19 protein-coding genes, 3 tRNA genes and 1 pseudogene are annotated in these 26162 nt (G+C 38.3%); 15 read left to right on the plus strand and 8 right to left on the minus strand.

Annotation, left to right across the window (positions count from 1 at the left end; translation table 11 throughout):
- Positions 1 to 150 precede the first annotated feature (150 nt).
- Both F938_RS12570 and mnmG read right to left on the minus strand, forming a co-directional pair.
- Positions 151 to 1095, minus strand: coding sequence for an ADP-ribosylglycohydrolase family protein (locus F938_RS12570; protein ID WP_005032212.1), 945 nt, complete (start codon positions 1093 to 1095; stop codon positions 151 to 153).
- 125 nt (positions 1096 to 1220) lie between these two features.
- Positions 1221 to 3101, minus strand: a complete 1881-nt coding sequence (gene mnmG, locus F938_RS12575) for a tRNA uridine-5-carboxymethylaminomethyl(34) synthesis enzyme MnmG (protein WP_004824451.1) — start codon at positions 3099 to 3101, stop codon at positions 1221 to 1223.
- Between the two features lie 255 nt (positions 3102 to 3356).
- Here mnmG and F938_RS12580 point away from each other — a divergent pair, with 255 nt between their 5' ends.
- The 7 genes from F938_RS12580 (at position 3357) to purD (ending at position 10794) form a co-directional block, all read left to right on the plus strand.
- Complete coding sequence (locus tag F938_RS12580) at positions 3357 to 3782, plus strand: hypothetical protein (RefSeq protein ID WP_005032215.1); 426 nt, start codon at positions 3357 to 3359, stop codon at positions 3780 to 3782.
- 493 nt (positions 3783 to 4275) lie between these two features.
- Positions 4276 to 5154, plus strand: coding sequence for a bile acid:sodium symporter family protein (locus F938_RS12585; RefSeq protein ID WP_005032216.1), 879 nt, complete (start codon positions 4276 to 4278; stop codon positions 5152 to 5154).
- Positions 5155 to 5280: 126 nt separating this feature from the next.
- A complete protein-coding gene (gene prmA / locus F938_RS12590) occupies positions 5281 to 6183 on the plus strand; it encodes a 50S ribosomal protein L11 methyltransferase (RefSeq protein WP_004824454.1) in 903 nt (300 codons plus the stop codon).
- Between the two features lie 21 nt (positions 6184 to 6204).
- The gene (locus F938_RS12595; protein ID WP_005032217.1) at positions 6205 to 7062 is read left to right on the plus strand and encodes a zinc-ribbon and DUF3426 domain-containing protein; all 858 of its coding nucleotides are present in this window, start codon (positions 6205 to 6207) and stop codon (positions 7060 to 7062) included.
- A gap of 374 nt (positions 7063 to 7436) precedes the next feature.
- The gene (gene fis / locus F938_RS12600) at positions 7437 to 7706 is read left to right on the plus strand and encodes a DNA-binding transcriptional regulator Fis (protein ID WP_001086304.1); all 270 of its coding nucleotides are present in this window, start codon (positions 7437 to 7439) and stop codon (positions 7704 to 7706) included.
- 94 nt (positions 7707 to 7800) lie between these two features.
- Positions 7801 to 9375, plus strand: a complete 1575-nt coding sequence (gene purH, locus F938_RS12605; protein WP_004824458.1) for a bifunctional phosphoribosylaminoimidazolecarboxamide formyltransferase/IMP cyclohydrolase — start codon at positions 7801 to 7803, stop codon at positions 9373 to 9375.
- A gap of 135 nt (positions 9376 to 9510) precedes the next feature.
- On the plus strand, positions 9511 to 10794 hold the full coding sequence (gene purD, locus F938_RS12610) for a phosphoribosylamine--glycine ligase (RefSeq protein WP_005032218.1): 1284 nt from the start codon (positions 9511 to 9513) through the stop codon (positions 10792 to 10794).
- Positions 10795 to 10951: 157 nt separating this feature from the next.
- On the opposite strand, the gene F938_RS12615 is transcribed toward purD, so the two are convergent.
- Positions 10952 to 11572: an RBBP9/YdeN family alpha/beta hydrolase gene (locus tag F938_RS12615; RefSeq protein WP_005032219.1), complete on the minus strand. Its 621-nt coding sequence runs from the start codon at positions 11570 to 11572 to the stop codon at positions 10952 to 10954.
- Between the two features lie 712 nt (positions 11573 to 12284).
- Here F938_RS12615 and F938_RS12620 point away from each other — a divergent pair.
- From F938_RS12620 to F938_RS12645, 6 genes and pseudogenes are all read left to right on the plus strand, one after another.
- Entirely contained in the window at positions 12285 to 13157 is an 873-nt protein-coding gene (locus tag F938_RS12620) for a MetQ/NlpA family ABC transporter substrate-binding protein (protein ID WP_005032220.1), read from the plus strand.
- A gap of 75 nt (positions 13158 to 13232) precedes the next feature.
- Positions 13233 to 14258, plus strand: a pseudogene (locus F938_RS12625) (methionine ABC transporter ATP-binding protein).
- Entirely contained in the window at positions 14255 to 14950 is a 696-nt protein-coding gene (locus F938_RS12630) for a methionine ABC transporter permease (protein WP_004824474.1), read from the plus strand. Before F938_RS12625 ends, F938_RS12630 begins: the two are co-directional and overlap by 4 nt.
- Before the next feature lie 159 nt (positions 14951 to 15109).
- A complete protein-coding gene (locus F938_RS12635; protein ID WP_005032228.1) occupies positions 15110 to 15742 on the plus strand; it encodes a hypothetical protein in 633 nt (210 codons plus the stop codon).
- Positions 15743 to 15933: 191 nt separating this feature from the next.
- A complete protein-coding gene (gene gloB / locus F938_RS12640) occupies positions 15934 to 16668 on the plus strand; it encodes a hydroxyacylglutathione hydrolase (RefSeq protein WP_005032230.1) in 735 nt (244 codons plus the stop codon).
- 1086 nt (positions 16669 to 17754) lie between these two features.
- The gene (locus F938_RS12645; RefSeq protein WP_004719296.1) at positions 17755 to 17958 is read left to right on the plus strand and encodes a hypothetical protein; all 204 of its coding nucleotides are present in this window, start codon (positions 17755 to 17757) and stop codon (positions 17956 to 17958) included.
- 142 nt (positions 17959 to 18100) lie between these two features.
- Here the strand turns inward: F938_RS12645 and F938_RS12650 are convergent.
- The 5 genes from F938_RS12650 to F938_RS12670 all read right to left on the minus strand — a co-directional run bounded on the left by F938_RS12650 (position 18101) and on the right by F938_RS12670 (position 20846).
- Positions 18101 to 18185, minus strand: a tRNA-Leu gene (locus F938_RS12650).
- 37 nt (positions 18186 to 18222) lie between these two features.
- Positions 18223 to 18296, minus strand: a tRNA-Trp gene (locus F938_RS12655).
- Positions 18297 to 18332: 36 nt separating this feature from the next.
- Positions 18333 to 18417 (minus strand) — tRNA-Leu (locus F938_RS12660).
- Between the two features lie 108 nt (positions 18418 to 18525).
- Complete coding sequence (locus F938_RS12665) at positions 18526 to 19338, minus strand: protein kinase domain-containing protein (RefSeq protein WP_005032240.1); 813 nt, start codon at positions 19336 to 19338, stop codon at positions 18526 to 18528.
- Positions 19335 to 20846, minus strand: coding sequence for a DUF3336 domain-containing protein (locus F938_RS12670; RefSeq protein ID WP_005032241.1), 1512 nt, complete (start codon positions 20844 to 20846; stop codon positions 19335 to 19337). Before F938_RS12670 ends, F938_RS12665 begins: the two co-directional genes overlap by 4 nt.
- 199 nt (positions 20847 to 21045) lie before the next feature.
- On the opposite strand from F938_RS12670, the gene F938_RS12675 reads away from it, so the two are divergent.
- Together F938_RS12675 and dnaE are read left to right on the plus strand one after the other, a co-directional pair.
- On the plus strand, positions 21046 to 21918 hold the full coding sequence (locus tag F938_RS12675) for an ATP-binding protein (RefSeq protein ID WP_004824480.1): 873 nt from the start codon (positions 21046 to 21048) through the stop codon (positions 21916 to 21918).
- A 644-nt stretch (positions 21919 to 22562) separates the two neighbouring features.
- On the plus strand, positions 22563 to 26135 hold the full coding sequence (gene dnaE, locus F938_RS12680; RefSeq protein WP_005032242.1) for a DNA polymerase III subunit alpha: 3573 nt from the start codon (positions 22563 to 22565) through the stop codon (positions 26133 to 26135).
- Positions 26136 to 26162: the final 27 nt, after the last annotated feature.

A 26162-nucleotide genomic window follows, 5' to 3' on the forward strand; every position in this document is an offset into this window, starting at 1 on the left:
TTAGATTCAATCTAATTATTTAGAATTTATCGCAAACAAAAACCAATAAGATGCGCAATTAAAATCTTTATCAAGATATGCTTACTTGATGAATCTACTGATAAAATCAAAGCTTCATCATTCAAATGACTTTTCAATTGATATAAATATTCATTTTGAAGATGCGATGTAAATACTGAGTTTTTCCAATAAAGGTTCCACCAACGCTTTGCCTCTTAATTGATCCAACCATAGCTGAGGAATGGCATGATAACCAAAATACAGTCCAGCTATACCACCAGCCACACATGCAGTTGTATCGGTGTCTCTGCCTAATGCAATCGAGCTTTTAATCACATCTTGATATGACTTTTTTTGGAGGGCATATCTTGCTGAATTTAAACAATCAACCACATAACCACTCCCCGTCCCCTGAACGAATTCATCAGGACGAATATATAACTCAAGCTGTTGCAAATCTTCTGGTCGATCTTGTAAACATTGGCGTAGTCTTGCAACTGCATCCGACCACGCAGGCTCAATATCCAATCCGTTCAGAATTGATCTAGCCCATAAGCAATACAAAGCACAACATACCTTTGACCTTAGATGTGCATGGGTAATATGAGACTGAGTATACGCATCCTCAATCAACTGTTGATCTGAACCTTGATGCCACAACGCTAAAGGCAATACACGCATAAGTGAACCATTACCATTGGCATGTTCATCATTTTTAGCAACCTGAGATAGAGGGACACCCATTAAATACTTTCTTATCGATTCAGCAGTTTGCACACCGACATCGAAAACTTGATAGTCAACTGCCATATATCCATACTGATACCAATTACACAACCGCTTCATGAGATCTTCTGCATCCATTTTATGCTTATACAGGAGTGAATCGAGCAAACTTAGCGCTTGTGCACCATCGTCCGACCATGTCCCTAGTGGAATTTCTGGATAAGTCTTAGAAAAATAAGCAGGTGGAAGCATATCAATTTGATTATATTCAGGTAACTGTTCAGGCAGATTAAACTCATAAGGCACACCGACTGCATCTCCAATCAATAGCCCATAAATTGCACCTTTAATTCGATCTTGCTTGTTCATGTTATTCTCAGAACTACTCATTTATTTTATATTGTCATAAAGACCATATATTTTCAACAAGCAACTATACATTCTTTGGGTTATAAAAAAGCCCGCAATAAGCGGGCTTTTTTAAGGATTCAAACTTAGGCAGATTTTTTCATTTGGTTATGTTTACGAATCGTAATCATCACCAATTGAACAGCCGCAGGTGTTACCCCTGGAATACGACTCGCTTGTGCAAGCGTTTCTGGCAATACATTTTTAAGTTTCATGGTAATTTCACGAGAAAGACCTGAAACAGCATCATAGTCAAAATCAGCAGGAATTTTGGTATCCTCCAAACGCTTCATTTGAGCAACATCTTCTTGCTGACGGTTGATATAGCCTGCATATTTCACCGCAATTTCAATTTGCTCACCCACAAATGCAGATACTTCAGAGCCTGTCAATTCCGCAATTTGAGAGAAATTGATATTTGGACGTTTAAGCAAATCAATCGCAGAACACTCTTTGGAAAGATCTGCACCAGTCATTTCAACGAATTTTTTACCCATCGGGTTATTTGGTGCCGCCCATAGATGTTGCAAACGACCTGTTTCTTTTTCAACTGCTTCCATTTTTTCACAATATGCAGCCCAACGCTCATCGTCAACCAAGCCCATTTCACGACCAATCGCTGTTAAACGCTGATCTGCATTGTCTTCTCGAAGCATCAAACGGTATTCTGCGCGCGAAGTAAACATACGGTACGGTTCTTTAGTCCCTAAAGTAATCAAGTCATCAACCAAAACACCCATATATGCTTCATCACGCTTAGGTGTCCATTGCTCTTGATCCCAAGCACGACGAGCAGCATTTAAACCTGCCAATAAACCTTGCGCACCGGCTTCTTCATAGCCTGTCGTACCATTGATCTGACCAGCAAAATACAAGTTATTGATGGATTTTGTTTCTAACGAGAATTTCAACGATTGCGGATTGAAATAATCATATTCAATTGCATAGCCTGGACGAAGGATATGTGCATTTTCCATACCGCGAATTGAACGTACCAACTCAAACTGAACATCAAATGGCAATGATGTTGAAATACCATTTGGATAAAGCTCATGGGTGTCCAAGCCTTCAGGCTCTAAGAAAACCTGATGCGAGTCTTTATCAGCAAATTTATGAATTTTGTCTTCAATAGATGGACAATAACGTGGACCAACCCCTTCAATCACACCTGTATACATCGGTGAGCGATCCAAACCACCACGAATGATTTCATGGGTACGTTCGTTGGTATGCGTAATATAGCAATTCACCTGTTCTGGATGCATAGACACATCTCCCATGAATGACATGGTTGGAGATGGAAAATCACCCGGTTGTGGGATCATCACAGAAAAGTCAACTGAACGAGCATCAATACGTGGTGGCGTACCTGTTTTTAAACGCCCCACTGGTAAGTTTAATTCACGTAAACGCGCAGCTAAAGAAATAGAAGGAGGATCACCTGCACGACCGCCCGACGAATTATTCAATCCAACGTGAATAACCCCGCCCAAGAATGTACCTGTTGTCAACACAACTGTTTTCGCATCGAAGCGAATACCCATTTGAGTGACGACACCCTTCACCGTATCGCCTTCAACGATAAGATCATCAGCGGCTTGTTGAAAAATGTCTAAGTTGGCTTGATTTTCCAAAGTATGACGAATTGCAGCTTTATAACGAATACGGTCGGCTTGAGCACGTGTTGCACGGACAGCAGCGCCTTTACGCGAATTCAGGATACGGAATTGGATACCACCTTTATCAGCAGCGAGAGCCATTGCTCCACCCAACGCATCGATTTCGCGAACCAGATGAGATTTACCAATCCCGCCAATAGCAGGGTTACAGCTCATCTGCCCTAAAGTCTCAATGTTATGAGTCAAAAGCAGAGTCTGTCGACCCATACGCGCCGCAGCAAGTGCTGCTTCCGTACCTGCGTGACCGCCACCGATAACAATGACATCGTAAACTTTAGGATAATGCATAGTGATAAATGAGAGATAAAAAGAATGACAGGAAATTATAGCAAAAATTTACGCTCAGTTTTAGGCGGTTTTACAAAAATTTATCTCACAAATCACACTTATTTCCAATTAAACATTTAGATACATAGGCAACATAAATTGACACTTCGTTTCAGTAAGTCCCTACAAATCAAATTTAACTTAGCAAAAAACCGCTATACCATGAGAATCACTCAGATAATTAAATTTTCCATCATGAATACAAGGAATACGATTATGAAAAATACATTGTCTAAGATGATGACGGCTTCATTGTTGAGTTGTATGGCAATTGGTTTTGCTCATGCTGCTGAGGAAAACACCAGTAAAGCTGAAGTGAAAAAGCAAATTCAGGTGTGTGCTAAGAAAAAGCAAGGTGATTGGGTCACTTATGCCAATAAAGGTGTAACTTTTAATGGTACGTGTGAACCCAATGAAAATGGTAAGCTTCAATTTAGCTTCCCTGCACCACCAGCAGGCAGTAACACAACAGGTGCTGCTGCAGCGCCAGAACCTGCGATGGAAAATCGTCCTGCTGTAGAACAAGCTGCTCCTGCAAGTGCTGATGCACCTGCAACCAATGACGCTTCTCAAGCGGAACAGCCAGCGGTTGAACAACCTAGCCAAGCTGCACCAAGCGAAGACCCAATTCAAGCTCAATAATTTCCTCTAATTCAACACTTCTTCTTATCTTGATGGAGTGAGTGATAATTTCATTCATCTATGTTGAAAAATGGATAAATGTTGAGATTAAAAGAGATTCCGTTTAACGGGATCTCTTTTTTATATTCAGGGATCCTATAGTTAAACCACCTGATTATTCATACAAGTGATTTAATTTCAATCATGTATATCCAATGAACTTTATGCTTTATACAAATTGTTAGGAGTTTTGGTGATTCATTTATTTTTTGGGATTTAAAATTAGGGATAGTCTTTGAATGACCACTTGAATCCACTCCACTTATTCTAAATATAAAATATTGTATTTATTAATTTTTTAATAAAATTTATTATTCTCCAAAAGAGTATTTTTTTTAATTATTCATCAGTCATGTTTTTTATTTTTATATTTTGATTGTTTCGATTACACTCAATTTTGAGTAAGGAATATTCACCTGTTTAAATGATTTAAAACAACAAAAAGGATGAAACTATGGATTCAGGAATAATCACCATCATGCTTCCACTCGCCCTCGCCATCATTATGATTGGTTTGGGCTTAGAGCTCACTCCGAAAGATTTCGCTCGGGTATCAAAACATCCCAAAGCGGTTTTGATTGCATTATTTTGTCAATTGGTACTTTTGGTCGGTATCGCCTTTGTCATCTGTAAAGTACTCGCCCTACCACCTTTACTCGCAGTTGGATTAATGTTACTCGCTGCATCACCAGGTGGAAGTACCGCAAATTTATTTAGCTATTTATTTAAAGGTGACATTGCACTGAATATTACCTTGACTGCAATTAATTCTGTGATCGCAGCTTTTACCCTCCCTCTGATTGTTAACTTCTCCATTCAATACTTTATGAATGATGGACAGCAAATCAGTATGCAGTTCAGCAAAATTCTTCAGGTTTTTGCAATTATTTTAGTTCCTGTCTGTATCGGTATGCTGATTCGACATTATGCACCTCATTTTACGGAAAAATTAAATAAACCATTGCGCATTTTCTCAGTGGTCTTCTTGATACTCATCATTATCGGAGCAATTGCTAAAGAGCGCGCACATATTCTGGAATATCTCACTCAAGTCGGTTTAGCTACAGTAATTTTCTGTATTTGTAGTTTGCTCATCGGTTATTTTGTCCCAAGATTATTAGGTATCAATAGTGCGCAAGCACGTGCTTGCGCTTTTGAAATAGGTATTCATAACAGTACCTTGGCAATGACCATCGCATTGACGGTCATGGCAAATTCAACAGTGGCAATGCCTGCTGCAGTTTATTCGATATTTATGTATATTTTTGCAGCGATATTTGGTGCATTGATTTCAAGACATGCCACGCAAGAATCTGTAATTGAACGTGCATGAAAAATGATCCTATAAAACCGAAGTGGATGTTGATACATCCACTTTTTTTATTTTGGCTGAAGCTAGGCGCACCTTGACAGTTTCCGTTACAATATTGGCTTTAAGAAAACGATTTAGGTCTTTCCCGTGAAGTGGTTACAAATTCATATTACAGTTGAACAAGCTCAAGTTGATTTTACTGAAACTTTATTAAGTTCTTTAGGTGCAGTAAGTGTGACGCTCGATGATGCTGAAAATCAAGACTTGCTTGAGCCTCTTCCAGGTGAAACACCTTTATGGAATAAAGTCATTGTTACAGGCATTTACGCTCAAGAAGACCATGAAGAAATCGATGTAGCGGCTTTAGAGACATTTATTCGCACTCAACTCCCGACTGCCCCAATGAAAAGTGAGTTCCTCGAAGACCAAGTTTGGGAACGCTCTTGGATGGACTACTATGAACCTATTCAAATTGGTGAAAAATACTGGATCGTACCTGAGTGGTTAGAGCCTCCTGAAGCTGATGCTGTCAATATCAAACTTGATCCGGGCTTAGCCTTTGGTACAGGCAACCATGCATCCACCTTCCTTTGCTTGCAATGGCTGGGTAAAACTGATGTTAAAGACAAAATTGTGATTGATTATGGTTGTGGCTCAGGCATTTTGGGTGTTGCAGCATTGTTATTAGGCGCAAAAAAAGTCTATGCAACTGATATTGACCCACAAGCAGTCTTAGCGACAAAACAAAATGCTGAGTTGAATGGTGTACTTGAAAATCTTTATGTCGGGCTTCCAGAAGAATTTAACGAAACGTTTAAGGCTCAACAAGCAGATGTACTGGTTGCAAATATTCTTGCTGGTCCATTGATGTCCCTTGCCGAAGAATTCTCAACTTTAATTAAATCTGAGGGCGAGTTCGCACTTGCAGGTGTAATTGAAGAGCAAGTTGCTGATGTTTCTAGTGTTTATTCTGAATTTTTTGATATAGTAGAGGTAGAGAAACGCGAAGAAAACTGGTGCAGAATTTCTGGTTCGCGTAAGAAATTTTAATCGATGAATATTTAACTATCTATGGCTGAAAAACAAACCCGCTGCCCTAATTGTGCTTCAATTTATAAAGTGTCAGTTACACAGCTTACTGTTGCGCAAGGTATGGTTTGTTGTCCAAAATGTGGCGATAACTTTAATGCACTGGTTCATCTTCAGCCCTCTCCTTCTGATCAGCAAGCGATAAATACCCCTGAAACAGCACACAAATCGAATCAGGAGTCTTTTGATAATCGTCGGAATGAAACCAGCGTGCTGGATATATTCAATCGTAAAGTTGAACATTCCAATATAGATCTGAGAACCTACTTAAATAATTTGAACTACTTTAATAATGAACCTGTTCATAATATTCCCAGTTTAAATCTATCGAAGGGACTCAATCACAAAGGCGATGATCTGCTCAAACCGAAAAGTACTTTGTATTATCTGGCTTGGAGTTTCATTAATCTTTCATTGCTTAGCATTTTAATGTTCCAAATTGTTTGGTTTAACCCAAACTTGACTGACCGCTATCCTGCAATCAATACTGTTTTCACCAAAGCATGTTCAGTTTTTCATTGTGATACTGTTGATCAACGTTACAAACATATCGTGATTAGTAATCTCAGAGTAAAGGCAATTGATTCACAACAAACTCAATTTTCAGGTCAAATCAATAATCAGTACTCTAAAAGTTTAGAGCTCCCGATAATAAAGGTCACACTCAAAGCAAATGATAAAATAGTCAAAACTTATTCAATCCCAGCTGAAGACTATCTCATCAAGAGTTTGATAGGAATTAAACGAATTCCACAAAATAGCCCATATCCTTTTAAATTTGTCATTACAGAGCCTAGAAAAAGTTTTGATGACTATCAATTAGACGTCATTCATCCATAAAATTAAAAAAAACTACAAAAAAATGAAAAAAAATGTAGTTTTCTTGCTCATTTTTTCTGAGACAATGCTATCATACGCGCCACGAAAGCTTTGTCCTGCAAACTCCTCGCAATTTTTCACAAAAACTACTGTTTTGTTATGTGCTTTATATCCAATATCGCGCAAGTAGAACATTTTTTTGTTTAAAAGAGTGTAGTAACAAATATTAATCTATTGTTACGCTTATTTTTCACTCAACTCGACGATTTGTGGCAAGCTAATTGTTCTTGTTTTAGAGCCAACCGTTTTAGGATCTAAAACGGGGCTCAGATTTTTTTAGACCACATTTATATTGCTTTACCCAAGCAATATTTTGATTTTTCGGATTAACTCGCATGAATAGCAAATCTCCTATTTTTACTGCACAATCTGATGTCGCTCTTCGTATTCACGTAGATCGCGCAGTTCGTCACTATTTTGCACAATTGCAAGGTGAGCAACCATCTCAAGTGTACGATATGGTGCTAGCAGAAATGGAGAAACCTCTTTTATCTGTCGTTCTAGAATATACGCGCGGGAATCAGACACGCGCTGCTGAAATTCTCGGACTAAACCGCGGAACTTTACGCAAAAAGTTAAAAGCTCACGGTTTAATGAGTGAATAAATGATAAAATGCTCACGGCTTGCGTGGGCATTTTTTTTACCTACGTTTTGCCTACCTGTTCAATCTCTAGACTTAAAAACTGTTGACGAAGATCATGACTATTAAACGCGCTTTAATCTCTGTTTCTGATAAAACCGGGATCGTTGAATTTGCCCAGAACCTTGTTGCTCTTGGGGTAGAAATTTTATCTACTGGTGGTACATATAAGTTGCTTAAAGACAACAATGTCGCTGTAGTTGAAGTTTCAGAGCACACTGGCTTCCCTGAAATGATGGATGGTCGCGTAAAAACATTACATCCTAAAATTCATGGTGGCATCTTGGCTCGTCGTGGACTAGACGAAGCTGTCATGGCTGAACACAATATTGATGCGATTGATCTTGTTGTTGTAAACCTTTATCCATTTGCCGCAACTGTTGCTAAACCAAATTGTTCTCTTGCTGATGCAATTGAAAATATTGATATTGGTGGTCCAACAATGGTTCGTGCTGCTGCAAAAAATCATGCATCTGTGGGCATTGTGGTAAACGCAGCCGATTATGCAACGGTGATCAATGAACTCAAGACTGAGGGTGCACTATCTTATGCAACTCGTTTTGATTTGGCAGTAAAAGCTTTTGAACATACTGCACAATATGATGGCATGATTGCATCTTACTTAGGCGCTCGAGTAGGTAAAGAAGAAGGTCAAGCAGATAAATTTGCACGTACTTTCAATACACAATTAAATAAAGTACAAGACCTGCGTTATGGTGAAAATCCTCACCAGTCTGCTGCTTTCTATGTTGAAGCAACTGCAACTGAAGCATCAGTTTCTACTGCAAAACAGTTACAGGGTAAAGAACTCTCTTATAACAATATCGCTGATACAGATGCAGCTTTAGAATGTGTGAAATCATTTGCTAAACCAGCTTGCGTGATCGTAAAACATGCCAACCCTTGTGGTGTTGCTGTATCACTTGATGGGATTCAAACAGCTTATGATCTTGCTTATGCAACAGATCCAGAATCAGCTTTTGGCGGCATCATTGCATTTAACCGCGAACTTGATGTAGCAACTGCTCAAGCGATTGTCGATCGTCAGTTCGTTGAAGTGATCATTGCACCTAGCATTGCAGATGGCGTTCTTGAAGTGACTGGTGCCAAGAAAAACGTTCGTGTCTTAGTTTGTGGCGAATTGCCAAAAATTGATGAACGTGCTGCACAATATGACTATAAACGTGTTAATGGCGGTTTACTTGTTCAAGACCAAGATCTTGGCATGATCACCAAGGATGATCTTAAAGTCGTAACAAAACGTGCTCCTACTGAAGCTGAAATTGATGATTTGATCTTCGCATGGAAAGTTGCGAAATATGTTAAATCAAATGCAATTGTCTATGCTAAAGGTCGTCAAACTATCGGTGTAGGTGCAGGTCAAATGAGCCGTGTCAACTCAGCACGTATTGCGGCTATTAAAGCTGAGCATGCTGGCTTAGTGGTTGAAGGTGCGGTAATGGCATCTGATGCATTCTTCCCATTCCGTGATGGTATTGATAATGCTGCAAAAGCAGGTATTAAATGTATTATTCAACCAGGCGGTTCTATGCGTGATGAAGAAACCATTGCAGCAGCTGATGAAGCTGGAATCGCTATGGTCTTTACAGGTATGCGTCATTTCCGTCATTAATTTACGATAAATCAAATTAGAAAATTCACCCAAATCCTCCTTTATAAAAAGGGGGATTTGTTACGAAATATAGGACGCTTTAAATTCCCGCCTCACCAATAAATGAGAGGAAAGAATTTAAAAAGGATACATTCAATGAACATTTTAGTTTTGGGTAATGGCGGTCGTGAACATGCACTTGCATGGAAAATCGCTCAAGATGAAAAAGTCACAAAAGTGTTTGTTGCACCTGGCAATGCAGGTACAGCTACAGAGCATAAATGTGAAAATGTTGCGCTCGACATCCTCGACAACCCTGCAATTATTCACTTTGCTAAGAATAATGCAGTCGATTTAATTGTTGTTGGTCCAGAAGCACCACTTGTAAATGGTGTTGTAGATGCAGGTCGAGCTGCTGGACTTAAAATTTGGGGACCTACTCAATTCGCTGCTCAGCTTGAGGGTTCAAAAGCTTTTGCTAAGCATTTCTTAAAACGCCACAATATTCCAACCGCCTTCTATGATGTGTTCACAGAAGTAGATGCGGCGAAAGCATTCGTAGAAAAAAATGGCGCGCCGATAGTGATTAAAGCTGACGGTCTTGCTGCAGGTAAAGGCGTTATTGTTGCAATGACCAATCAAGAAGCATTTGATGCGATTGATGACATGCTTGCAGGCAATAAGTTCGGCGATGCTGGTTCTCGTGTTGTGATTGAACAATTCCTTGCAGGTGAAGAAGCGTCTTTCATCTGTATGATTGATGGTGAAAACATTCTTCCAATGGCAACATCACAAGACCATAAGCGTATTTTTGAAGGCGATCAAGGACCAAATACTGGTGGTATGGGGGCGTACTCTCCTGCCCCTGTGGTCACAGCTGAAGTCTTTGATAAAGTGATGAAAGAAGTGATGCGTCCAACTGTAGATGGCATGAAAGCAGATGGTCATGTTTATACAGGTTTCCTCTATGCAGGTTTAATGATTGATGATGAAGGTCAACCACGTGTGATTGAATTCAACTGTCGTTTTGGTGATCCTGAAACACAACCGATCATGATGCGTTTAAAATCATCTTTGGTTGATTTGGTTGAAGCGGGTATCGACGGTCAACTTCCGGCAGAAGCTGAATGGGATGAGCGTAAAACTGTAGGGATCGTTCTCGCATCGAAAGGTTATCCTGAAACTTCGAGCAAAGATGATGTCATTTCTGGTTTAGATACAGAAATGGCTGATGCAAAAGTATTCCATGCAGGCACGGCTAAAAATGCCAATGGTGAGATTGTCACTGCGGGTGGTCGAGTACTTTGCGTGACTGCTTTAGGTAACACAATTGGTGAAGCACAGGCGAAAGCTTTAGAACTTTGCCAAAAAGTAACTTTTGATGGTGTTCAATATCGTAAAGATATCGGTTACCGCGCAATTGCACGTGAAAATGCCTAAAGTCTTTTGATACTTCACAAATGCCTGCGACAGCAGACAGTTTTAAGTGTCATCGCTTTTAATCTCAAAGAAGCTTAAAACCCGCTTCAATGCGGGTTTTTTTATTGCTCACTCAAGTACAAATTTTAATTTCGTTTATTAAATTAGCCCCCTCAAATTAATCATGAGCTTCAGTTGCATTTCTTAACCAATCTAGCAATTGTGGAAATTCAATATAACCATCACTGGCAAGGAAGTGTCCAGCATTGGGAATCACTGTATAAGCAAAGTTAAGTTCTTGAGCCAACGCTAGACTTAATTCTTTTGGGACATATTGATCATGATCAGAAATAAACATCTGTCCATGCAGAATTTTATTTTTAAAAGAAAAGTCTTTTTTCGTAGCAAGAATATATCCATCCAACTGAGGTAAGGCTTTCAATCGTTCAGAAAATCCTGACACACAAACCACCCCACCAATCTGTTGAAATTTCGATTGCGCAAGAAAATCAAGTAAGGTGATACAGCCCAAACTATGCGCAACGAAAAATGTATGTTTATCAATTCGAGGAATATTGTCTTTTAACGTTTTATTCCACGCTAAAAGATGAGGATGACTTGAATCAGGTAAAGCAATTTTTATAACACGGTTATTTTGATCGCTTATGTTACGCTCAAGATAACCAAACCAATGATCATTCACATTTGCACCGTAGCCATGAATAATATAAATATTATTTTGCGCAAATGCTGCATTGATCAATAGAAAAAAACTGAATACAACAATGATAAATCTCATAAGTTTAGCACTCTGTTGACAGGACATTCATCATGCTAAAGTATGGCAGTAGTGTGAGTGTCAAGTGAATTCATACCGCATTGAGAACATCACACTAACAAATTAATTCACATCAGAAATAAACTCATTCCGAGCCAGCGAAAAAGCTAAATCATGAAATATATACCCAACTGACGTTATGATCTAAAACATTCAATGAGACAAGCCAGTCAATATATTCAAACTGATATTTTTATGAGACTAACTAAGCACGAGATATAAAAATATTTTAAATACTCCCTTTGTTTTGGCCATCCCTATCAAATTCCTATATCTAAAATTGAGATAAAAAATCCTAAAAAATTTATATATAATGAATAAGCATAAAATTTAAACAACGTTATCAAAAAATTCAACAAAAGCGATTGTTTTACCTCATAAATTAATAAAAACATTGATATTCAATCTGATGCAGCATGATACATTGTTAAAAAACAACCACTATGTATAACATTGATTTATTGATATGATAAACAAATCTTTAGGGGCGGTTTTAAACAATTAAAATTCCTTTAAAACTTCACTCTAATTCCCAAATGTAAAGATCATAGATAGCGCAATACGACATGTACGTCAACGCATTATTTATTTTCAAAGATGTTAAAAATTCGATTTAAACCATCGAGAATGCAAGGGACTCTATTCGATTGCATTTCCTACTTAGGACTGATTCATGAAAAAGCTGTTTGGCGTTTTACTCAGCGCATCTGTGCTTACCCTTTCTGCTTGTGGAAAACAAGAAGCTCCAAAAAATGACACTGCTCAAGCAGATGCAGGAAAAGAACAAGTCGTAACTATGGCTTCAACGGGTTCGGATGCAGATATTTGGCGTTATATCGCAACACTCCCTGAAACCAAACAAGCAGGAATTAAGCTTGAAGTTAAAAATTTCACTGACTATGTTGCAATGAACACTGCTGTTGCCAACAAAGAAGTCGATATTAATGCTTTCCAATCGTACGCTTACCTTGTGGCTTTCAATGATTCTAACAAAGAAAAAATTGCACCGATCTCTACAACATATTTAGAGCCTATGGGTATCTACTCTAACAAAGTTAAAAAAGTTGAAGCGTTCGCAAATGGTGCAACGATTGCGATTCCTAACGATGGTGCAAACGAATCACGTGCTTTATTGTTGCTTCAATCTGCTGGGTTAATCAAATTAAAAGATGGCTTTGATCTTGTTAAAGGTACACCTGCTGACATCACAGAAAATACTAAAAAGATCGTGATCAAACCAATTCAAATGGCAACTGCGGTTCGTGCTAAAGATGAAGTTGATGCGATTGTTTTAGGCAACACGCTCGCAATGGAAGGTGGTTTAAATGTACTTAAAGATTCAATTTACTATGAACCAGTAGACCAAACCACCAAAATGAATGTCAATGTATTAGCGGTAGCTGATGCGCGTAAAGACGATCCTATCTTGAAAAAAGTGGGTGAGTTATATCATGTTGCAGCTGTTGGTAAATATGTTCAAGAACACTTTGGTGGTACTAAAGTGGATGTGAATAAACCAGTAAGCTACCTCACAGAAGCAAAATAGTCTTATAATGGCTTATAAACAAAACAGGCAAAGCGACTTTGCCTGTTTTTTCTTTTTAGTATAGTTTTTGACGATATGATTGAATTTAAAAACATTTCAAAACACTATGAGTTAAAAGGTCAAACCATACGTGCGTTGGATCAGATTAATCTGGAAATTCCTGCGGGCAGTATTTTTGGCATTATTGGCTATAGTGGCGCTGGTAAAAGTACCTTAATCCGCTTGATTAACCTGCTTGAGCGCCCCAATGAAGGTCAGGTCATTATCAATCAAAAAGACTTTACGGCACTTGATGCACGTACATTACGTCAAGAACGTGCAAACATCGGGATGATCTTTCAGCATTTTAATTTACTACAAACCAAAACAGTGGCAGACAACATTGAAATGCCTCTGAAATTATTGGGCGTAAACAAGTCTGAACGTGAAAAACGCCTAAATGAGTTGCTTGAGTTTATTGACTTAAAGCATAAAAAAGATGCGTATCCCGATGAGCTTTCAGGTGGTCAAAAACAACGTGTCGGTATTGCCCGTGCCTTGGCAAATCATCCAAAAATTTTGCTTTGTGATGAGGCAACTTCTGCACTCGACCCACAAACCACAAAATCTGTGCTTGCTTTGCTTAAAAAAATTAATTAGGAACAAGGAATTACTGTGGTGATGGTTACCCACGAAATGGATGTCATCGAATCTGTTTGTGACTATGTGGCTGTCATGGAACAAGGGAAAGTCATCGAAACGGGTTCAACTCTTGAAATCTTTAGCCAACCACAACACCCTACGACAAAAAACTTCATACAGACTGTTTTACAGCAACAATTGCCTGTAAATATTTTAAATAATTTAGAAAATCAAAATCATAAAAGTATTTACAGCCTATAATTCCTTGGCACATCTGCTCAAGAAACTGTCGTTCAAGCTGCAATTAAACAATTTGATGTCAGTTTGAATATATTGTTTGCCAATATGACTGAAATTAATGGTTCAGTGATCGGTCAAATGTTTATCCAGCTTCTCGGTGATGCAGATAATATTCGTCAGACGATTGAATTTTTTGAAAGAAATGGTGTAAAAGTTGAACAGTCAGGAGTGAGAGTATGAGAGAGCTCATTGTACAGTGGCTAACAACATTGACCGCTCCCTTTTGGAAAAGCTCACTCAGCATTGACCAATTTGTTACAGCAATGCAAGAAACCTTACAAATGGTTTTCTTTGCGATGTTGTTCGGTACAATCTGGGGCTTTATTCAAGCCATTATCTTATTGGTCACTCGCCCGAATGGTATTCTGCCGAATCGTGCCGTTTATCAAATTCTGAACCCGATTGTAAATGCTTTACGCTCACTCCCCTTCATTATCCTGCTTATTGCTGTATTCCCACTGACAAAAGCACTGGTGGGTACTACCATCGGAACATGGGCAGCAATCGTTCCGTTAACGATTTATGTTGGTCCATATATTGGACGCTTAGTGGAAACGTCGCTACTCGAAGTGAATGAAGGAATTATTGAATCAGCTCAAGCAATGGGTGCATCTCCTTGGCAGATTATTTTTAAATTTATCATTCCAGAATCACGCAGTTCTCTGATCCTGAGTCTAACCACAGCGACCATCAGTTTGATTGGTGCAACTGCTATGGCAGGGGCCGTTGGTGCTGGCGGTATTGGTGATTTAGCTATTTCTTATGGTTATCAACGCTTTGACCAAAGTGTGGTCTATCTCACTGTTATTGTATTGTTGGTTCTAGTCCAAATTGTTCAAAGCTTAGGAAATTGGTTATCTAAACTGAGATAATCGTGATTCTGAAATCATACCCTCTACTTTGAGGGTATTTTTTTGATTGCACTCAGTATAATTTGAATTGAACCCTATAAAACTTAGTCCTTACTCGCTATTCTCTTGATCAAACACTCATAACTAAGTAAGTTATGGAAAAATTGAGGCATCTTTAAAATGAATAAACTTAACCAAATATTTAATCGAACACTTATTATATCAACACTTTTTCTTTTTACGATGGGAAGTTTTGCACATGGTTCCGAAGATTACACCACAACAGTAAAAGTAAATGGAATAGAACTCAATCAAGCAATTAGTGCAGTACAAGTTGACAAATTATTGGGGAAAAATAGTCAAAAGATCACCAAAGAGTACGCAGAATGTACAGGAAACTATGAATATTCAACCTCTACACCATCTGGAAAAAAATTGAAATTTGAAATATTTGCTGAAGACAACCCACAAATTAAATCTGACAGTTTTTATAAAAATAAACAAAACTTTCAACAACTGGGAACAACCAAAGGGCGTGTTTGGTTATCTTGGTCAAATAGTCAGAACATCAATGACAGTATTTTCGTGAATAACCAAGCCATCACCCATCAATACACACTCAATCAATTTAAAAAAGATTTTCCAAACAGCGCAAAGAACGGCACAGATGTTCTGATTTTAACCAGTGCTGAAGCGAAACAATATTTAAAAAAATCCACCGAATTTGAAATAGGTTATACCGCCTATGTCCATTTTGATTTCAAAAACAGTAAGCTAAATAAACTTGAAATCAACCAAGGAATGGCTTGTTAAGTTGACTTAGCATAGCTGATCATTGATTGGCTATGCTTGACAATTAAAATCCTTCAGATTAACCAACAGCCTACTTTCTCATTCTCACTCCCTGCTTTAATGCATGCTTAGCGAGATGATTTAGTGACTTTCCAACTTGTCTATTGAGTGAATTTGATATTAAATTTAAGTCAGCGTATACAGGGAATACAATGATGCAATTTAAAATTCACGTCATCGATGTTAAAAACCAATTACAAAACTATATTTGGCTTATCGAACACCAACAAAGCCATAATGTTATTGCGATTGATCCGACTGAAGCATCATTGGTTGAGGATTATTGTAAAGAACAGCAACTTAATTTAGAGCAAATCTGGCTCACACACTGGCATAAAGATCATATTGGTGGTGTTCCAGAACTGATTGCGAATCGCAATATTCCTGTATATGGACCACGTGAAGAACTAAGTCATATCCCCTTTATAACTCACCCACTACAACATGATGATCAATTTGAATTCCATGGTGTCAAAATTGATATTATCGCGGTACCAGGACACACCTTAGGACACATTGTTTACTTCATAGATGCGCTCGATAGCGTATTTTGTGGAGATACGCTTTTTGCTATGGGTTGCGGTCGCATGTTTGAAGGAACGCCAGAACAGTTTTATCATTCGCTCAATCGCCTTGCAGCGCTCCCACCAAGAACTCAAGTATATTGCACCCATGAATATACTCTTTCAAATGCACAATTTGCTTTACACATTGAACCTGAGAATCGCGCCATTCAACAACGAGCAGAAGAAATTAAACACCTGAGACAACAAGGAAAAATTACCTTACCCAGCAGCATTGAAATCGAACTTGAAACCAATCCATTTTTACGTGTTGAAAGTGCTGAAGAATTTGCTCGAATTCGGGCGCTTAAAGATAATTTTTAACGCGTTATACTGAGCCAAACTTGCATATTCAAGCTAAGCCAACCCAAACCTATTTTTTTTACCAGCCTTTCAATGCGCAGTATTGTGACTACACGCCTATACCAGTGCTGTGCGAGATATGAAAGCATTGGCAGAATTTCTGCATCAATACAGCTACACATGTTACACAGCTTCCTATTCAGGACATGGCTTAGCGATTGATGATTTTGTAAATTACACCTCAATAGATTGATTACAGGATAGCCATAAGGCTTATCAATTCTTAAGACAACAAGGTTATGAGCAAATTGCTGTCATCGGTGTATCTTTGGGCGCGATATTATCCCTTGAACTCAGTAAAAAGTTCCCTGTCTCTGCATGCATTAGCATGTCTGCACCACTAGAATGAAAGGTAAACGATCTTTTTAAACACCTAGAGCAATATAACAACTACCTTAATCAGTTTCTAAATAACAAGACAACGCTCAACTCACTAGACTGAGCAAAAAAATCGATGAACCAGCTTCAAACACTTCAACAGCTCATTCAGACGACAATTAAAGACACTGCGTCGGTAATAGCACCGATTTTTTATTATATGAAGAACTTGATGATGCACTCTATCAATCGAGTGCTCAGACAATTTATGATCATGTGAATTTTACTAAAAAAAGATTAAGAATTATTCCAATACAGGACATCTCATGACACTTGGAGGTGATCAAACACAGTTATTTGGCGATATTTTAGAATTCTTACAACAATATCATTCAATATAAGCTGAATCCCCTCTATTTCTGTTAAATTTACTTACATTTAAAGCAACAAGAATGAGAAAATTTCTTCTTTTAAAAAACCATAACTTTGCATCAAAATATTACAAACATCTTTCAATAATAAATATAACCATTTGTTTTATTTTAGTATTTTAACAACTATTCATATTATATTCATACTGATAGCAAAAAAAATACGCATTGATACAAAAGCGTCATTTCTCAAAGTGCTCAAATATTGATATAAAAAATAAAATTCAACAAATTCCCCCTTTAAAAGTTTAAAGGTCATCCCTATTAAATTTGTAGGCAGGAATTAAGGAGATCTTCTGTGAAAAAAGTTGTTAAGGCAAAAAATTTAATTGCATTTCGTATTTGGTTAGAAAAATTAGGCTATTCAGTCAAAAACTTAGCGGATGGTAAAGGATTTACTTTCAGTTTTAAAAAAGAATATGGTTTAGTGACTTGTGATTTATCTGGTAATAATTTGGCAATGCAACTGGGTGAAGAATTTGAGGATCACTTAAAAGCTTAATTCAAGTCTCTATTATTTTTAATATTTAATGAAGTCTCTCTGAAAAAGACCAAATTGTTTTTTGATTTGGTCTTTTTTATTGCCTTAAATATAAAATTACAGGCAATAAAAAAGCATGATAAAAATCATGCTTTTTCGAATATGGTGGGGACGGAGAGACTCGAACTCTCACGCATCGCTGCGCTGGAACCTAAATCCAGTGCGTCTACCAATTTCGCCACGTCCCCGGATAAAACAACTATACGAATATAGTTTAAAATAAGTTGGCAGAGGATCAAGGATTCGAACCTTGACGAACGGTTTTGGAGACCGTCATGCTACCATTACACCAATCCTCTATTACATTTCATTTTGATGCCACAAAATGAATTGCTTGGTGGGGACGGAGAGACTCGAACTCTCACACCTTGCGGCGCTGGAACCTAAATCCAGTGCGTCTACCAATTTCGCCACGTCCCCAATGGCTGTGTATATTATAGAGATCGTTTTGTTATGACAAGCCCTTTTTTCGAAAAAACCACTCGTTTGTTTAAATAAAAAACAAAAGCTGCAAATACTGCTTTTTGTTTAAACAATTTGGCTTAATACTTGTTTTATTTGATAAATATTTGAGCAACGTTGCTCATTTTTTTTGTTCAACATACTTTTTAAAATGCACTCTAAATATTTAAAACGATCTGGTAAACACACATTCAGCTTTTGACAATGCAAAATTGCCCAGTCTTGATAGCTTTTTGCAGACAAACGTCGCTGTGTTAACCATTCCAACCAAATAATGCCCAATGCGTAAATATCAGATTGAAACGTTTTCTGTTGTGCATGAAATAATTCCGGTGCCATATAACGAGGCGTTGCAGTTATTATCGGCTTCAATCCATAGCGATTTTGGTCAATACTGCAAGCTTGCTCAAAGTCGATCAGATAACTGCGCTGTTGTTGAGAGCGAAAGTGCTGAAGTTTTAAATCACCATGTATAAAACCATAGTTATGCAAGTTTTCCAGCACCTCCAAGCTCGACATCAATTTACCGTAGACATCTTCTTGGGAGAATTGATCACTCACAGGTTTAAACAGAAGCTCAGTATCTTTAATCCAGATCGCCTGTTCAATTATCGCTTCATCTAACTGAAATTGTAGATACGGATCAATGATTGAAAAATCGCACAGCACCTTATGAGTCGGTGTCTCTAAAGCATTTAATTGTGTATAACAATTTAACTCGTTTAAAAAACTTTGCTCATAATCCTGATTGATATTTTTTATTTGTAGCTTTAGCCAAAAAAATTGATCGCCCTGTTTAAGCTGATAAACACGGCGACCAAATTTTTGACTTTGAATTGAATTTGATGCGACTGGAAGAATAATTTTGTTTTGGCTCATACTTCCGATAGCTGCCCAACAGCTTGAGAATGATTTATAGAATGGTTCAGCACTTCCAGACAGTGTTGAATTGTCTTACCAATACGGGCATGTGTTTCGATACTCGAGATCTTCGGCCATGTAGCCCGCTCCCCTTCTCTTTGCAATAACTTAAATAAATGAGGTCGCGGATTTTGTAGCATATAACTATAATGACGCAGGCTATAATTTCCAATGATATTGACATCACCATAATAGCGTTGGTCAATCACGCCATAACCATGATCAAGCAGACGTCTCATTGAAGGTATACGCCACATTCGACCACGAGCAAAATCCATAACCCCCATTGCCGCCATTCGTCCTTGCATCCGAACGATACGTTCTGGCCAACTCAATAGATCTTTACGATAGCGTTCTTCATCGTTCTGCATAAAGGGGACAATATGCGGATTCACTTGACTGGCAATGGTATAATTTAAATTATATAAACGAGACATACGTTCTTGAGGAAAATCACTTCGTACACTACCATCAACCCAACGCGTATTGGCTAAATACGGCGTATGAACACCATCATAACGTTTGCTGATTAAACGGACTGGCGGAAATAAAATCGGTACTGCACAAGAAGCCAACACCGCACTCCATACCAATAAATCTGGTGAAGTATATTTATTCATAATCCGTGCATCTTCTTGAGATACATCATATGGTGCAACAGTAACGTTAATGTCTAAACCAGATTTTTCAAAAGCTTCTTCAAAAGTTACATCACCTAAGTTTTCAATCAAAAACTTTTTCAGATAACGCACATCTGCAAAACCACCATTGCCTTTAATTAATTCTTTAAAACTACGAAAATGAAAAGCCTCACTATAGAACTGATCACCTGACAAAAGATTTGGAATTTCTACTGGTTCATTGACACCCAACAGCGCAGTCATGATCGCTCCAGCACTTGAACCAGAAAGTACCTTTGGCATCAAATCTTGTTCCATAAGTGCTTTGCACACACCACTATGAAATAAACCTAATGTCGCACCACCTGAAAACATCAGTGCAGGTTGACCATAGGCTTTTTCACAGTTTTTAAAAAAATCTCGTTTACTGTTTAAACATAATGAATGGCAACTTTCAGAAGCGATAAATGCCAAACTGTTGCTCACTTCATCTATATAGTCTTCAATGATTTTTTTAGTCCCTACATAGGTATGTGCGAACAACATTGGATGCCCAATATTTGCAACATCGTGACTAAATCCTTCTCTGAGGATATACATCAAGTCATGTGTACGATTTTGCTGTCGATAACGTCGCAAAAGGTTTAAACGATGTGAAATGATCTCAGCATCAAAATAAGGAGACCCATTGTCAAATTTCCATTCTTGCGCACCGGTTTCTTCATCTAGTTTTAATGCTATCGACTTCCACTCTTCGTAATTCTCCGCATGTTCAAGTTTTCGCTTTAATTTTTTGATTCGATAGGCTTGGTGCGGATTTAAATCCTGAGTGAGTTCTAATAGCATTTCTAATTTTCCTTTGATTTCAACCCGAGGATGAAGACTCATCTGTAAACTATGCTTAAAAATAAGCAGATAATCAATTACCACAAGTCATTTAATTTTTTGGCAATCAACGCCAATAATCACCAATTGAGATGAGCTCAATAAAATTACTGTGCTAATATCATCCATACTTTGTAATTTCTGAAAATAGCGAACGGATATGGCAACTTTAGATTTACCAGACAATATCATCCAAAAATTATCTCAAGTTCTTGATCAATTACAGCAATTTTTACCTAAAACCAAACAAGAACCAGACTTTTCGGCAGTTGCTTTTCGATGGCATGATCAACAACTCAAAGCCATTTACAATCCCAAAGCCATTCACCTAGATGATCTTAAAGGAATCGAAAGGCAAAAAGCCAAAATTTTACAAAATACCGAACAGTTCCTGCATGGATTACCTGCAAATGATATCCTACTGACTGGATCGCGTGGTACTGGGAAGTCTTCTATTGTACGCTCCTTGTTAACTCAGTATTCTGAACAAGGTTTACGTTTAATTGAAATTGAACGTGATGACTTATCAGATCTTCCAGAAATTCAAAAAATTATCCAAAATCGTCCTGAAAAATTTATCGTTTATTGTGATGATTTGGCATTTAATGCTGAAGATGAAAATTATCGTAGTTTAAAAAGTGTGTTAGATGGTTCTTTACAGTCCGGTTCGAGTAACTTTGTGATCTATGCAACCAGTAATCGTCGTCATTTATTGCCGGAGTTTATGCACGAGAACACCCCCGTTACTAAAGTCGATGTACCTCAATATAAAGAACTCCACCCTCAAGAAGCCATTGAAGAGAAGATTTCTTTATCTGATCGCTTTGGAATGTGGCTGTCATTTTATCCCATGGATCAGAATCTTTATTTGGAAATTGTTGAACATTATCTTAAAAAAGAATCCATGCCCTTTGGCGAGGAAGTTCGCGCTGAAGCACTGAGATGGTGTCAAGCGCGTGGACAACGTTCAGGGCGTGCCGCATATCAGTTTTCTAAGCACTGGATTGGTTCTGAGCGATTAAAATCAGTCTAATCTTTATCCTTTCTTTCAAGTATTTGCCAACCAATACCCTGATTCGAATATCAGGGTATTTTGTTGATTATGTTGTTCTTCACTTACAACAAATCATGTTTTAACAACACGTGTATTTAGGGTCTGTGGACTATTCGTCTATGTTTGCGACTAGGTGTGTTTTTTAGGCGATTCTAGGCGCGAAATACGAAATTTAGTCATTCTAAATGATGAGAAACACTGTTTCGCAAGGGAACGACGAAGCGACAAAAAACACGCTAGTCCCCGCTGCGCCTTGCGCTGCAAACAAAGCAGTGCTTTGTTCTTGCTCAGGGTTGTGGCTAAAATTATCTCAGGCTACGTTATGAAACTTAAAAATAGTCTCGCTATTTTCTTCGTTTCATGCCTTGCCTGCTCAATTTTAACCTACAACGCAAGCCATTTATGAAATGTCCACTGACCCTAAACACATTCAACTGCAACATGTTACATATCAGAATTGTTGGAATTACATGCAATTGAATATCAAATATATTAAAACATTATATTCTATATATATTTCAATCATTTAAAATTCCACTACTAATTTCGTCAGCTGATGATATTTCAGCACATCGTAGTTTAGGCGTGATAAAATAGCACGCAGTTTCATATAGGATTGGTCTATGCAGTTTGTTCATCTTGGTATTCATACCGAATTTTCGATTACCGAATCGATTGTACGTATACCTGATCTGATTAAAGCTGCTGCATCTGATGAAATGCCTGCTTTAGCCATCACTGACCTCTCTAACCTGCATGCCGCAGTCAAGTTTTATAATAAAGCATTAAGTAAAGGCATTAAGCCTATTTTCGGCAGTGTGATTCGTCTCAATGATGCCAACCATAAAGCAACCCTGCTTGCAATGACCAATAAAGGTTGGCGTGGACTGACAGAAATCGTTTCTCGAGGTTTTATTGAAGGTCAACAACTTTCAATTCCATGTATTCAAAAGCAATGGATACTTGAACAATCCGAAGATATCATTCTTCTGTTAGGTCTACACAGTGATGTAGGTGAAATGCTCTGTTCAGCATACCCAGAAAAAGCTGAACCTTTACTTGAGCAGTGGATTGAAAAATTTGGCAATCGGGTCTATTTGGCGCTAACTCGAACAGGTCGTCCACTTGAAGAAGACTTCAATCAAGAAGCCGTTAAACTTGCCGCAAAATATAAGATTGGTGTGGTTGCACACAATGATGTGCATTTTATCACCGCAGAAGATTATGAAGCGCATGAAGCGCGTGTCTGTATTGCCGATGGATATGTGTTAGGTGACAATAAACGTCCAAAAAACTATAGTCCTGAACAATATTTTAAAACATCTGCTGAGATGATTGAACTATTTGCTGATCTTCCAAGTGCTATTGAAAATACACTGCAAATTGCAAAACGTTGCACAGTCTCTCTGCGTTTAGGCTTCCATGACCTGCCTGATTATCCGATTCCTGAAGGTCACACCATTCACTCCTATTTCGAGCATCTGTCTGAAATTGGTTTAGAAGAACGTTTAGACTTTCTTTATCCTGTTGAAACACGAAATGAAGATTGGGCGGAAATTCGTAAACCTTATGATGAGCGACTGGCTTATGAGTTGGGCATCATTAACAAAATGGATTTCCCTGGTTATTTTTTAATCGTCATGGACTTCATTCAATGGTCAAAAAACAATGGTGTTCCAGTTGGTCCGGGACGTGGTTCGGGTGCAGGCTCACTGGTTGCATATAGTTTAAAAATCACTGACTTAGATCCACTTCGTTATGATCTACTCTTCGAACGCTTCTTAAATCCAGAACGGGTATCCATGCCCGACTTTGATATTGATTTTTGTATCGCAGGGCGAGATAAAGTTATTGATTATGTGGCACGCCACTACGGTCGTGATGCTGTATCTCAAATTGCAACATTCGGTACCATGGCGGCTAAAGGTGCAATTCGAGATGTCGCTCGTGTTTTAGGAAAATCTTACGGTTTGGCTGATCGTATTTCCAAAATGATTCCAACAAAACCTTTAGGTTTAACTTTAGAAGAATCTATTGAAGCAGAACCCCAACTCAAAGACATCGTCACCAATCCATCCAATCCAGATTATGACGATGCTGCTGAAATTTGGGAAATGGCGCTCAAGCTTGAAGGTATTACCCGAAATACAGGTAAACACGCTGGTGGTGTAGTGATTGCACCCACCAAGATTACTGATTATTCAGCAATCCTCTGTGAAGCTGACGGTACGGGTCGAGTTGCACAATTCGATAAAGATGATGTCGAAGCGGCAGGCTTAGTTAAATTCGACTTCTTGGGGCTACGTAACCTCACTGTAATTGAAGATGCAGTTCAAAATATCAATAAGCGAATTCAATCGGATCAACCATTAAACATTTCAAATATTATTTTGGATGATCCAAAAGCTTATGCTGTTTTTGCTGATGCAAATACAACAGCGGTGTTTCAGTTTGAATCCGTGGGCATGAAAAAAATGCTCAAAGAAGCTCGCCCGAGTAAATTTGAAGAAATTATTGCCTTCGTTTCTTTATATCGCCCAGGTCCTATGGATCTAATTCCTGACTTTATTCATCGTATGCATGGCGGTGAATTTGAATATTTACACCCGCTTCTCGAAGGTGTACTTGAACCGACTTATGGGATTATGGTGTACCAAGAACAGGTTATGCAAGCAGCACAGTTTTGTGCAGGCTATACCCTCGGTGGTGCGGACTTACTTCGTCGTGCAATGGGTAAAAAGAAAGTCGAGGAAATGGTCAAGCAACGTGCCACCTTCATTGAAGGTGCTGCGAAAAAGGATATTGATGAGGCTACCGCAAACCATATCTTTGACTATATGGAAAAATTCGCAGGTTATGGTTTTAACAAATCACATGCGGCAGCCTATGCTTTAGTTGCCTATCAAACCGCTTGGTTAAAAGCACATTACCCTTCGGAGTTTATGGCAGCAGTCATGTCTTCTGAAATGCAAAATACTGATAATATTGTATTTTTAATTGATGACTGTCGAATCAACAATTTAGTTGTATTGCCTCCATCCGTAAATATGTCGTTCTATCAGTTCTATGCCAGTGATGCGACAACCATTATTTATGGTTTAGGTGCAATTAAAGGTGTCGGTGAACAAGCCATGCAGTCCGTGATTGACTCACGTGAACAAGACGGTCCATATAAAGATTTATTTGATTTTTGCCACCGTGTTGATTTGAAAAAAATCAATAAACGAACCTTGGAAGCCTTAATCCGTGCAGGCGCACTGGATTGTTTAGGTATTGAACGTTCGAGCTTAATGGCTCAACTTCCCGAAGCAGTTCAAGCAGCAGAACAAGCCCGATCAAACCGTGAAACAGGCATTATGGATCTGTTTGGTGAAGTTGAAGAAGTTCAACGTAAACCAGCCAAACCTGTGAAAGCGTGGTCAGATGAGGTACGCTTAAAAGGTGAAAAAGATACGCTTGGCTTATACCTGACTGGTCACCCAATTGATGTATATCGTCCTGAGTTAAAAGCATTTATCCCTCATAAGATTAATGAACTGACACCAACACGTCGTGGTGTAACTACAGTGTTTGCCGGCTTAGTGGTCGATGTGGCTAACTTCCCCAATCGTATGGTCATCACATTGGATGATGGTACAGCTCGTATCGAAGTTTCCTCCAATCATGAGCGTTTCCAACGCTTTAAAGATATCATTCAGAATGAAAAAGTGGTGGTGATTGAAGGTGAAATCTATGAACGAGAAGGCTTTGATCGTCCAATGGGGCGCTTAACCAAAGCGTTTACACTCAATGAAATTCGTCAAAAACGTGCCAATAATATTGCGATTAAATTAAACCCAGAAGTCATCAGCAAAACCTTAGCCTCAGATATTCAAAAAATTTTACTGCCATTTTGCAATGTAGATATGTGCCAACATATCCCTATACACATTTTACTGGACTATGATTATGCAACGGCTGATTTGCATTTTGGACAACAATGGAAAGTTGCACCTTTAGATGAACTCTTATCAAAATTACGAGACTATTTTGGTAAGGAGTCGATTCATATTGAATACCATGTCAAATCTAAGGCGGCTAAGGCAGTTGACCATCGTGAATTGGCACAAACTACTCAAGTTGCACCACCTCCAGACAATATGAGCATGGATGATGCAATGGATGAGTATCTCGCTGATGCAAATCAATACTCCTAACACCCCCTATCTTCTCTTTATTTAATT

Source organism: Acinetobacter bereziniae LMG 1003 = CIP 70.12 (genome assembly GCF_000368925.1).
GTDB classification, from domain to species: Bacteria; Pseudomonadota; Gammaproteobacteria; order Pseudomonadales; family Moraxellaceae; genus Acinetobacter; species Acinetobacter bereziniae.